The 10,839-nt window shown below is 70.5% G+C and carries 10 protein-coding genes and 1 pseudogene; 2 read left to right on the forward strand and 9 right to left on the reverse strand.

What is annotated here, in order from left to right:
* Window positions 1-140 precede the first annotated feature (140 nt).
* The 5 genes from galK to AX669_RS03955 are packed head-to-tail and all read right to left on the reverse strand — an operon-like array spanning window position 141 to window position 5,887.
* Window positions 141-1,346: a galactokinase gene (gene galK / locus AX669_RS03935; RefSeq protein ID WP_062256759.1), complete on the reverse strand. Its 1,206-nt coding sequence runs from the start codon at window positions 1,344-1,346 to the stop codon at window positions 141-143.
* Window positions 1,343-2,470, reverse strand: a complete 1,128-nt coding sequence (gene galT, locus AX669_RS03940; RefSeq protein ID WP_062256771.1) for a galactose-1-phosphate uridylyltransferase — start codon at window positions 2,468-2,470, stop codon at window positions 1,343-1,345. Before galT ends, galK begins: the two co-directional genes overlap by 4 nt.
* Window positions 2,470-3,192 (reverse strand): dethiobiotin synthase, encoded by a 723-nt coding sequence (gene bioD, locus AX669_RS03945; protein ID WP_038566593.1) that lies wholly within the window; start codon window positions 3,190-3,192, stop codon window positions 2,470-2,472. The genes galT and bioD overlap by 1 nt, the downstream gene beginning before the upstream one ends.
* Window positions 3,189-4,523, reverse strand: a complete 1,335-nt coding sequence (locus AX669_RS03950; RefSeq protein WP_231729398.1) for an 8-amino-7-oxononanoate synthase — start codon at window positions 4,521-4,523, stop codon at window positions 3,189-3,191. Before AX669_RS03950 ends, bioD begins: the two co-directional genes overlap by 4 nt.
* A complete protein-coding gene (locus tag AX669_RS03955; RefSeq protein WP_062256761.1) occupies window positions 4,520-5,887 on the reverse strand; it encodes an adenosylmethionine--8-amino-7-oxononanoate transaminase in 1,368 nt (455 codons plus the stop codon). Before AX669_RS03955 ends, AX669_RS03950 begins: the two co-directional genes overlap by 4 nt.
* Before the next feature lie 147 nt (window positions 5,888-6,034).
* Between AX669_RS03955 and AX669_RS03960 the strand changes: the two genes are divergently transcribed.
* Window positions 6,035-6,445 (forward strand): hypothetical protein, encoded by a 411-nt coding sequence (locus AX669_RS03960; protein ID WP_006946976.1) that lies wholly within the window; start codon window positions 6,035-6,037, stop codon window positions 6,443-6,445.
* A gap of 6 nt (window positions 6,446-6,451) precedes the next feature.
* Here the strand turns inward: AX669_RS03960 and AX669_RS03965 are convergent, their stop codons facing one another.
* The 3 genes from AX669_RS03965 to bioB all read right to left on the reverse strand — a co-directional run bounded on the left by AX669_RS03965 (window position 6,452) and on the right by bioB (window position 9,332).
* Entirely contained in the window at window positions 6,452-7,855 is a 1,404-nt protein-coding gene (locus AX669_RS03965; protein ID WP_062256762.1) for a M1 family aminopeptidase, read from the reverse strand.
* A gap of 110 nt (window positions 7,856-7,965) precedes the next feature.
* Complete coding sequence (locus AX669_RS03970) at window positions 7,966-8,268, reverse strand: hypothetical protein (RefSeq protein WP_131940385.1); 303 nt, start codon at window positions 8,266-8,268, stop codon at window positions 7,966-7,968.
* Window positions 8,269-8,294: 26 nt separating this feature from the next.
* Window positions 8,295-9,332 carry a biotin synthase BioB gene (gene bioB / locus AX669_RS03975; RefSeq protein WP_006947112.1) on the reverse strand — a complete coding sequence of 346 codons (1,038 nt, stop codon included), beginning with the start codon at window positions 9,330-9,332 and terminating at the stop codon, window positions 8,295-8,297.
* Window positions 9,333-9,971: 639 nt separating this feature from the next.
* Here bioB and AX669_RS13835 point away from each other — a divergent pair.
* Window positions 9,972-10,217: a hypothetical protein gene (locus tag AX669_RS13835; RefSeq protein ID WP_171969817.1), complete on the forward strand. Its 246-nt coding sequence runs from the start codon at window positions 9,972-9,974 to the stop codon at window positions 10,215-10,217.
* Between the two features lie 138 nt (window positions 10,218-10,355).
* Here the strand turns inward: AX669_RS13835 and AX669_RS13565 are convergent.
* A pseudogene (locus AX669_RS13565) lies at window positions 10,356-10,839 on the reverse strand (MMPL family transporter); the annotation flags it as partial.

The raw sequence follows: 10,839 nt of genomic DNA on the forward strand, positions 1-10,839 counted from the left end.
GACGCCGCGAGGCTGGCCCCCGCCGTTCGGTGTGCGCCGAGCGTGGAGAACTGCGTTCGCGACGGGCGCGACGGGTAGCACCTGTGGCACCCGTCGATCAGCCTGGACCGCCGATCGTCGAGTCACTGCGACCAGGTCGCTCAGACGAGCCGATGCGCCCCCGCGCTCGCAAGCGCGACGAAGGGCTCCGGCTCGGGGAAGCCGCCGTCGTGCGCCGCGCGTCGAGCAGCCGCGACGGCATCATCGACGCCTTCGACGTCGACGAGCGCGATGACGCACCCGCCGAAACCCCCGCCCGTCATGCGTGCGCCGTACGCGCCACCGGCGACGAGTGCGGCGGCGAGCGTGTCGACGGCCGGGACGGTGATCTCGAAGTCGTCGCGCATGCTGACGTGTGACGCCGTGAGCAGCGCCCCGACGTCAGGCGCTTTGTCCCGCGTCACGCCACCGGTCAGGAGAGCGTCGACGGCGAGGACCCGCGCGGAGTCGGTGATGACGTGGCGCGCGCGGCGGCGCGGCATGTCGGGCAGCCCGGCGAGGCGCGCATCGACGGCGTCGACGTCGCGTCCGTCGATCTCGGCGCACAGTAGCCCGCGGGCGATGCCCAGGGCGTCGGCGGCCTCCTCACACGCGCGGCGGCGCTCGCCGTACGCACCGTCGACGAGCTCGTGCGGCGCGTGCGAGTTGACGACGAGCAGCGCGAGGCCCGCGTCGTCGAGGTCGAACGGCACCTGCATCGTCTCGTTCGTCAGCGTGTCGAGTCGCAGCGCGTGCCCCGGTTCGCAGAGCACGGACGCGAGCTGATCCATCGTTCCGGTCGGTGCTCCCGCGATCTCGTTCTCGGCGAGGCGCCCGAGCCTGGCGATGCCCGACCCGTCGAGCCCCCAGCCGGCGAGGTCGTTCCACGCCGACGCCGTCGCACAACTCAAGGACGCCGACGACGACAACCCGGCGCCGCGCGGTACGTCGGCCGCGAACGCGATGTCGAGCCCCGGCACGTCGAGGCCGTCGCGACGGGCGGCCCATCCCACGCCGGCGGCGTAGGATGCCCATCCGAGGCCCGCCTCCCGCGACACCTCGCCGAGACGCACCTCGACACGCTTGCCTTCAGAGGCGAGGCGCACGAGATCGTCGTCGCGCCGACGTGCGACGGCAACCGTACCCGTCGGCAGGGCGATGGGTAGGACGTAACCACCGTTGTAATCGGTGTGCTCACCGATGATGTTGACGCGGCCCGGCGCCCACCACGCACCGTCGGGTTCGCCTGCGTCCGAGCCGAACTCGCGATCGAACAGGGAGCTCGCGTCGTCGAGCAGGCGACGCTGCGTCGAGGTCGGCGTCGTCATGACGACTCACCCACTTCGCGGCCTGAGCCGGCGTCGAACGCGTCTCCCACCTCACGCAGGCGCTGTGCGACAGCTTCGGGGGAGACGTCGTTGCTGAACGCACCCTGCCCCGACTCGGTGCCGGCGAGGTACTTCAGCTTGTCGGCGCTGCGACGAATAGAGAACAGCTCGACATGCAGCCACGCGAGCTCGCGGTCCGGGTGATCGGCCCTGGCCGGCGCCTGCTGCCACGCCGAGATGTACGGCAGCGGCGCGTCGTAGAGGGCATCGAAGCGGGTGAGGACGTCGCGGTACAGCGCCGCGAGCCCGTCGCGCTGGGCGTCGTCGAGGGCCGCAAGGTCGGCCACCTGCGTCCGCGGATACAGGTGCACCTCGACGGGCCAGCGCGCCGCGAACGGCACGAACGCCACCCAGGTGTCGTTCTCGGCGACGATGCGGGCGCCGTCGGCGAGTTCGCGGGCGATGACGTCGCCGAACAGGTTGCGCCCCGTCGCGTCATGGTGGGCGCGGGCGCGCGCCAACTCCGTCGCCGCGCGTGGCGGCACGAACCCGAACGCGTAGATCTGCCCGTGCGGGTGTGGCAGCGTCACCCCGATCTCGACGCCGCGGTTCTCGAACGGATAGACGTACTCGACGCTGTCGCGCGCGGACAGTTCGCGCGTGCGGTCGGCCCACGCGTCGACGACGAGGCGCGCCTGCTCGAGGCCGAGATCCTTGAACGACGCGTCGTGTCGTTCGCTGAAGCACACCACCTCGCACGCGCCGTGCGCGGGAGCCGAGGCGAACAGCGGGTCGTCCTCGGTCGGGACGTCGACGACCGCGTCCGACAGTGCCGGGAAGCGGTTGTCGAACACGGCGACCTCGTACGAGTCGGACGGCACCTCGCTCGCGTATCCGTCGCGACTGGGGCACAGGGGGCACTCGTCGGCGGGCGGCATGAACGTGCGGTTCTGCCGGTGCGCGGCGAGCACGATCCGTTCGCCGGTCAGGGGATCGCGACGGATCTGCGACATCGGGGTCGTCGTCGGCAGGTCGCGGGTGTCGGGGCTCGGCTCACGGCCCGCGGTGCGGTCGTACCAGCGGATCGTGCGGCCGTCAGCGAGACGGCCGTCGGTTCGGAACATCACAGATGCACCCATTCTGTTGCGTGCGTGCGGAATTCGGCAGGCTCCAGGCTAGCCGCGCCGGTCGGGATGCGGCCGAGGGGCTGGGCGCCGGCCGCGGTGGGCAGGTCGTCGATGTTGGTGCGCTCGGCGAGATCGGGCTCGCTCGGGTAGCTGCCGACGACGTACCCGATGAGGTCGAGCTCGCGGCGAGCGAGGGCCTCGGCGGTCAGCGCCGTGACGTTGAGGGTGCCCAGGCGCGAGGCGACGACGAGGACGAAACCGGCGCGAGCGCCGGCGTCGCGCAACGCGATTCCAAGGTCGGCCAGGGTGTTGCCCTCGCCGTCGAGGTGCACGAGCAGCCCCCCGGCACCTTCGACGATGACGGTGTCGACGTCGTCCCTCTCGGCGATCTCGAGGACGCGACGAGCGTGCTCGGCGACCGTCGGCAGCGTCACCTGGGCCAGCCGAGCTGCGGAATCGGGGGCGAGCGGGTCGGGCAGCCGGACGAACTCGTGCGTCGTGAGCGAGCCCGTGGCCGCGTCGTCGCCACCCAGATCACCGACAAGACGCGCCACCTCGTCGACGTCGCCGGCCTCGCCCGGCGCGAGACCCGTCTGCGTGGGTTTGACGACGGCCACGTGCATGCCCTGAGCGATGAGAGCCGCGGCGATGGCGGCCGTCGTCACCGTCTTGCCGACCTCGGTGTCGGTGCCGGTGACGAGCAGGATGGGCGCGGTCATGCGATCTCCTCGAGAGGTGGGGAAGCGGGCGGGCCGGCAGCAGGTCGCGGCGACTCCGAGCTGCCGGCTCGTTCGTGCGACGTCTCGCGAAGCACGCCGTGCATGATGCGTTCGACGTCTGCGAGGTCGTCGTCAGTGATACCGGCGTTGGCCGTCAGGCGTAGGCGCGAGATGCCGTCGGGTGTGCTCGGTGGGCGGAAGCAGCCGATGCGCAGGCCCTCTCGTCGGGCAGCGTCGACGGCGGACACGGCACTGCGCGGTGACGGCATGGGAACGCTGAGGACGGCGCCCGCAGGCGCCTCGACGCCGACGATGTCGGCCAGTCGTGCTGCGACCTCTCGGGTGCGTGCGGCGAGTTCGGGTCGCGCGACGAGCTGGCGCAGAGCACCCAGCGCGGCTCCGGCTGACGCGGGAGCCAGGCCGGTGTCGAAGATGAACGGGCGTGCCGTGTTGACGAGATGCTCGCGCAGCGCGGCCGAGCCGAGGACCGCGCCGCCCTGGGCGGCGAGGGATTTCGACAACGTCACAGTCGTGATGATGCGCTCGCGGCCCGGGCGATCGAGCAGACCGAGCGCCCGCACAAGGCCTTCGCCCCGCTCGCCGATGACTCCGAGGCCGTGTGCCTCGTCGACGACCAGGAGCGCATCGTGCTCGATCGCGAGGTCGAGCAGTTCGCGCAGCGGGGCAGCATCCCCGAGCACCGAGAAGATCGACTCGACGACGATGACGGCGCGCGGCTCGGTGCGTTCGACGAGCTCGTCGCGGACCGCGGCCACGTCGAGGTGCGGAGTGACGGCGACGCGCGCCTTCGCGAGCCGCATCCCGTCGATGAGGCTCGCGTGGTTGTGCGCGTCGCTGATGATGACCGTGTCAGCCGTGCCGAGGGCCGTCATGAGGGAGAGATTGGCGTGGTAGCCCGTGGAGAACACGAGTGCGGCCTCATGCCCCAGGTGCGCGGCGAGTTCGCGTTCGAGTGTGACGTGCGAGGCATGCGTGCCCGTCACGAGGCGGCTCGCACCGGCGCCCGCACCGTCGTCCTGGAGCGCGGCGACGGCTGCGGCGATGACGTCAGGGTGTCGCCGCAGCGCGAGGTAGTCGTTGCCGGCGAGGTCGATGCGGACGTCGTCGAGCTGGTCGTCGACGGCCGTGCGGGTGAGGCCCAGCTCTTCGCGGCGCTGTGCGGCGTCGCGCAGGAAGACGGCGTATTGATCGACCTGACCGCCGCGGACGGTCGCATCCGCTGGGGCTGAGGCGCCCGCGTCAAGGCCCCCGCGTGGCACGGCTGTGCCGTCCGTCGAGGCTTCGGGCTCCATTCCGTCAGGCCTGCTCATCGCGACTCCTCGCTAGCTCGGCAGCCGGCGTCGACGCTCGCCCGCACTGCGGCCGTGACGCCGCGCATGATCGTCGCGAGATCATCGTCGGTGCACACGTACGGCGGCATCGTGTAGATGAGCCCACGGAACGGGCGGATCCAGACGCCTTCGGCCAGTGCCGCCTCAGTAGCGCGCGTCATGTCGACGTCGCCCTCCAACTCGACGACGCCGACCGCACCGAGGACGCGGACGTCTTTCACACCCGCGATGCTGCGCAGCGGCCCGAGCCCGGCCTCGAGGGCGCCCTCGAACTGTGCTGCGCGCGTGAGGCGTTCGGCGTCGAGCAGGTCGAGGCTCGCAAGCGCGACGGTGCACGCGAGGGGGTTACCCATGAATGTCGGGCCGTGCATGACAGCGCCCGTGCGATCGCTGATGCGCTGGGCCACCTCGTCGCTGCACAGCGTTGCGGCGAGGGTCAGGTACCCACCGGTCAACGCCTTGCCGACGCACATGATGTCGGGTGTGACGCCGACGCGTTCGGCCGCCCAGAGGGTGCCGGTGCGTCCGAAACCGGTGGCGATCTCGTCGAAGATGACGAGCGCCCCGTGCTCACGGGCGAGTTCGGCGAGGAATCGCACGCACTCCGGGTCATGGATCCGCATGCCGCCGGCGCCCTGCAGCAGGGGTTCGAGGATGACGGCGGCGATGTCGTCGGCGTGCTCGGCGAACAAGCGCGCGGTCTCGTCCTTCCACGCGGCCATCTCGCCCGCGTCAGCGACGAGGCCGGACGACGGGTCCGCGGGTGCGGGCGGCAGCGGAGCGAAGATCTGCTCCGGCAGTGTGCCGCGCCAGAGCGTGTGCATACCGCCGTCGGGGTCGCAGACGCTCATCGGGTGCAACGTGTCGCCGTGGTAGCCGCCGCGGACGGTGAGGATGCGACGCCGTGGCCGGTTGTCGGCGGCGAAGCACTGCAGCGCCATCTTCATTGCCACCTCGACGCTGACGGAGCCCGAATCGGCGAGGAACACTCGGTGCAACGCCGCACGTTCCGGCTGTGGGTGCGGCGCCATCGCGACGAGGCGCTCGGCGAGCCGGATCGCGGGTTCGTGCGTCAAACCGCCGAACATGACGTGCGACATGCGCTGTAGCTGCCCCGTGGCAGCCGCATCGAGCTCCGGCACGCCGTAGCCGTGCACGGCGCACCACCACGAGCTCATCGCGTCGATGACGTCGCGGCGCGTTCCGCCGGCCTCGACGAGACGCAGCCGCACGCCGGAGGCGGACTCGACGACGTGGGGCGGTACTCCTGCCGTGGCACTCGCGTAGGGGTGCCACACGTGGGCGGCGTCGAGGGTGAGCAGCGCGTCGACGTCCGTGGTCATGGCCGCATCCTCTCATCCCACGCCCGGTTACCCGCGAGTCCGGAAGGCGGCCTCGAGCACGGGCGGCGTGATGCGTCTCACCCTAGGATCGAGCGCCGACAACCGCGTCCTTCCGCGGTTGTCGGCCGTTATCGCTACTGTGAGGCCATGATCACGGATCTCGCGGTGACCGCCATGATCGGCGCCTGCGTCCTCGCCGCCATCGCAGCAATGACGGCGTGGCTCGCACGCTCGATCACGTCGGGCACGCTGCCCTTCGGCGGTAGGCTCGCGCTGCGCCCGCGCGGCGTTGCACGCACCCCTGAGGCGTTGCTCGACGCCAACCGCGCCGCCGCGCCCTTCATGATGCGTTACGCGCTCATCGTGGGGGTGCTCGCCGTTCTCGTCATCCTGGTCGCGCCGTTCAGCGACATCGCCGCCGTGATCGTGCACCTCGTGGCCATCGTCATGGTGTGCCTCGGCGCATGGGTGTGCTGGGCGAAGGCGCGACGAGCCGCCGCGTCTTCGTCCGTCGTGGATCCCACCGTCGGGACGACGGATGCCGCGCGGCCCGAGTAGCGCAGATCAGATGCCGTAGCGACGAAGGAAACCGCTGAGATCCTTGCCCGCGGCCTTCTGCGCCTCGGCCTTGAACTGGGCGCGGGTGATGCTCGAGTGGGCGTGGCCCGTGGCCAACGTGCGCAGGAATGCCGTGAAGCGCGGTGCGCGCGCCTGCTCGATCGAGCCGTCCATCTCACGGCGCAGCTCCCGCATGAGGCCACCCGCGTACTGATACGTCAGCTTCGCCACCTTCATGTGGGTCGGCACGCGCCAGGTCGTGGGCGGCGTCAGCAGGGGAGCCCACATCGCGGCGGAGGTGCCTGACGTGGCACGCAACATCTGCACATAGTCCCATTCCAGGAGCTGCGCCAGGCCCTCCTGGATCAACACGACGTCCGCCCAACTCGCCGCGGTCACGCTGTTGCCGAACCACATGTGCGCATTCTCGTGGGTGACGAACGCGGCTGTGTTGCAGGACGCGTCGTAGGTCGGCCCGCCGACGGTCTCCTGAGCGCCCACACCAATGTCTTTGACCAAGACCCCGCCCGCGTGCGAGAAGGGGAAGCTGCCGTAGCGCGCCGCGAAGTACGACAAGGCCCGCGGGGTGTGATCGAGCAGGGTCGACTTCGTGAGCCCCGGCTGTGCCGCGACGCCGTAGGGAACGTCACGCCCGCCGATCGACCACGTACCCGAGGTGACGCTGAACGGCCCGACGGCGAGGCCGAGTTGGTAGGTGGCGCTGGGTTCGGCGACAGCGAAGCGAATGTTCGTCATCGCGGTGCGGCCCGAGGTGTAGAACGTCTGTGAGGTCGGCCTCGCCAGCATGACCCGGTTGGCCCGCTGGGTCGAGATGCTGACGCCGTAGGTCGATTTCACGTCGAGCCGGTCGTTGCACGGGAACCAGTGCGTGGCGGCGATCGGCTCGCCGGCGACGACGAAGTACGCCCCGGCGCTCAACAGCGAGGCGGTGCGGTTCGCGTCGGCGGAGACGTTGTAGCCGACCTTGAGCGTGAATCGCGCTCCCGCCGGCAGCGAGAAGCCGCTGACGGTGAATCGGCGATGCCCGCCCTGGTCGCCGTACGTCGTGGCGACGCTGGACGTCCTGGAGAATCGCACGGCCTTGCCGTTGATCGACACGACGTTCGGTGTGTGCTGGAAGTCGACGAAGAGGTTCGTCATCGATCGCGCAGCGACGCACGTCATCGTCGTCGAACCGAAGAGCCGCGGCGAGCTGCCGGTGAGGATCGTGTCACCGATCTGGTAGTGCAGCACGCGGTAGCGGCTGTCGCCGAAGCGCGGGTACGAGGGGTCTGTGGTGTCGGCCAGTGCTGACGTCGTCGAAGTGGCGACACAGCCCAGGGCCGCGGCGCCCGCACCGCCCAGGAGGGCATTCCGGCGGCTGACGTGTGAACAGGTCAATTCGGGCATCGTTCCCCCTCGCGACATCGGCCTCGACCCCTGTCGATGCCTGAACCCTCAGGATACGTTCAGATGTGACTCGGGTCACCCCCGACGTCGCGTCTGCCGGCCGCGCGCGGTCAGACGCCGGCGCCGCCACTGATCGCGCCGTGACGGGAGCACTCGGCCGACCATCCAGTCGGGATGATCTGCACCTTCATGCGCCGCGCGCACTGCGCGCAGAAGCGCGGCGGCTCTTCCGAGGCGAGCCACCGAGCGCACGTCGCGTGGTCGGCCGCCTCGGGCGCCAAGCCGCACCGCGTGCAGAACGCGGGCGCATCACCCGAGTTGCCCGCCGCCGCGACCTGCGAACCCCGCCCACGCACAGCCGGGCCCCCCACGACCGCACCCTGGTCGCGGCCCGGCAGCGTCGCGTCACTCATCGTCGTCATCTCTCGTGCAGGGCGCGTCAGAGTGTCGCGTTGAGGGCCTTGATCGGCATGTTGAGCTCGCCGAGCAACGACAGGTCTTCCTTCGGGTCGCGCCCGAGCGTCGTCAGGTAGTTGCCGACGATGACGGCGTTGATGCCGCCCATGAGCCCGTCACGCGTGCCGAGGTCACCGAGCGTCAGCTCGCGGCCGCCCGCGTAGCGCAGGATCGTGCGCGGCAGTGCGAGACGGAACGCGGCGATCGTGCGCAGCGCGTCGTTCGACTCCATCGGCTCGATGTCGCCGAACGGCGTGCCGGGGCGCGGGTTGAGGAAGTTGAGCGGCACCTCGTGCGGCTCGAGCTCGGCGAGCTGCGACGCGAGTTCTGCGCGCTGCTCGAGCGTCTCACCCATGCCGACGAGACCACCGCAGCACAGTTCCATGCCGCTGGCCTTGACCATCGTGCACGTCTCCCAGCGCTCCTCGTACGTGTGCGTCGTGACGACGTCGGGGAAGTACGACTTCGCGGCCTCGAGGTTGTGGTTGTAGCGGTGCACACCCATGTCGCGCAGGTCGTCGACCTGCTCCTGCGTCAACATGCCGAGAGACGCCGCGACCTGGATGTCGACCTCGTCGTGGATCGCCTTGACGCCCTCGCGCATCTGCTCCATGAGCTTCGCGTCCGGCCCGCGCACGGCGGCGACGATGCAGAACTCCGACGCGCCCGTCTCGCGCGTCTGCTTCGCGGCGCGCACGAGCTGCGGAATGTTGAGCCACACCGAACGCACCGGCGACGTGAACTGCCCCGACTGTGAGCAGAAGTGGCAGTCCTCGGGGCAGCCGCCCGTCTTGAGGGAGACGATGCCCTCGACCTCGACCTCGTCGCCGTTGTACTTCAGGCGCACCTCATGGGCGAGCTGCAGCAGCTCCTCGAGGCGATCGTCACCTGTGCGCAGCACCTCGACGAGGTCGTCGTAGCCGAGCGGCTTGCCCTCCTCGAGCACGATGCGGCGAGCGCGCGCCAGAACGTCCTCGTCGGACGTGGGAGCCTGCGTGAGCGGTGCGTCGGTGATAGTCATGCGGCCTAGGTTAACGACCATTAACCGAGAATTGGGCGCCGGTCCTGAACCGGCGAGTAGGTGTTGAATGCCTTGCCCCGTCAGGAGCAGGGCGCGCGGGCCCGCCGCGCCTCCCGCATCCCGGGCGGCCGTGGGCATACCCACCCGAGCGGGTGGGGTTGCACCACGCGACGAAGCGCCGCCTCGACGTTTCGGCCCACGCCCTCGCCGTCGAGATCCGCGGCGACGGCAAGGGGCTCGACGTCCTCGTCAACAACGCCGGCGTCATGACGCCCCCGGAGCGCATGCTGACGAAGGACGGCCACGAACTGCAGTGGGGCAGCCACTTCCTCGGCCCGTTCGTCCTGACGAACCTGCTCCTGCCGACGCTGCTGGAGGGGCGCGCGCCGCGTGTCACGACGATGTCGAGCATCGCCGCGCAGGCGGCGTCGATCGACTTCGCCGACCTCGAGTGGGAGAAGAAGTACTCCTCGTGGCGCGCGTACGGCCAGTCGAAGCTCGCCGACCTGCTCATGGGCCTGCATCTCGCCGCAGGAGCGCGGCTGGAGGCTCCTTTCCACCATCGCGCACCCCGGCTACACGAAGACCAACCTGCAGAGCGCCGGCGCCGCGCTCGGTTCCGGACGCACGACGATGATGATGCGCATCGTGGACCCCGACGTGCTGCCGAGCATGGACGCCGTCCAGGGCGCCGGCCCCGAACTCATGGCCGCCACCGACCCGGCGGCCCGGAACGGCGCGTTCTACGGCCCGAAGAGCCGCACCGGCATGACCGGAGAGGCCGCCGAGGTGCCGGTGTACCGCAGCGCCAAGGGCCCGACCCTCGCCGCATCCGTGTGGGCCCTCGCGGCTGCGACGACGGGCGTCGACCTGCCGCGCGTCTGAACCGCTGACGGGCGAAACCCCTGACGGACCAGGCACCTCACGGACGAAAGCTCCTGACACGACGAAGCGGGCTCCGAGACCAGATGGTCGCGGAGCCCGCTTCGTCGGTCAGCGCTCAGCCGGCCGGGTCTCTGACGCTCAGCTCGTACGCGGGCGGTCCTCGTCGTCGCGGGCGAGGTGCTTCGGCGTCGAGTGGCTCTCACCGGCGAAGAGTTCCTCGACGATGCTCGCCGGCGTCGCGCCGTGCAGACCGGGCGTCGTGGCCGCGTGCTCCGAGGCGGCCGCGTCCGTCGTCTCCGTCCCCGCAGCGTCGGACGAGGCGGCCGAGCCGGCAGACGCAGCGGCGACCCCATCGGTCGTGCCGGCGGCTGCGCGCTCCGCAGCGTGCTCGGGCGAGCCGGGGCGCGCGCCGTGCTGGCTGAGGCTTTCACCTTCGACGTCGACGTTGGGCATGATCTTGTCGAGCCACTTCGGGATCCACCAGGCGTGCTTGCCCAGCATGAGCATGACGGCCGGGATGAGGATCATGCGCACGAGGAACGCGTCGAGGAAGACGGCCGTCGCGAGCGACACACCGATCGTCTTGATGAGCGCGTTGTCCTGCGAGGCGAACGCGGCGAAC

It is taken from the genome of Dermacoccus sp. CCH2-D9, assembly GCF_001556795.1.
Lineage (GTDB): Bacteria > Actinomycetota > Actinomycetes > Actinomycetales > Dermatophilaceae > Dermacoccus > Dermacoccus nishinomiyaensis.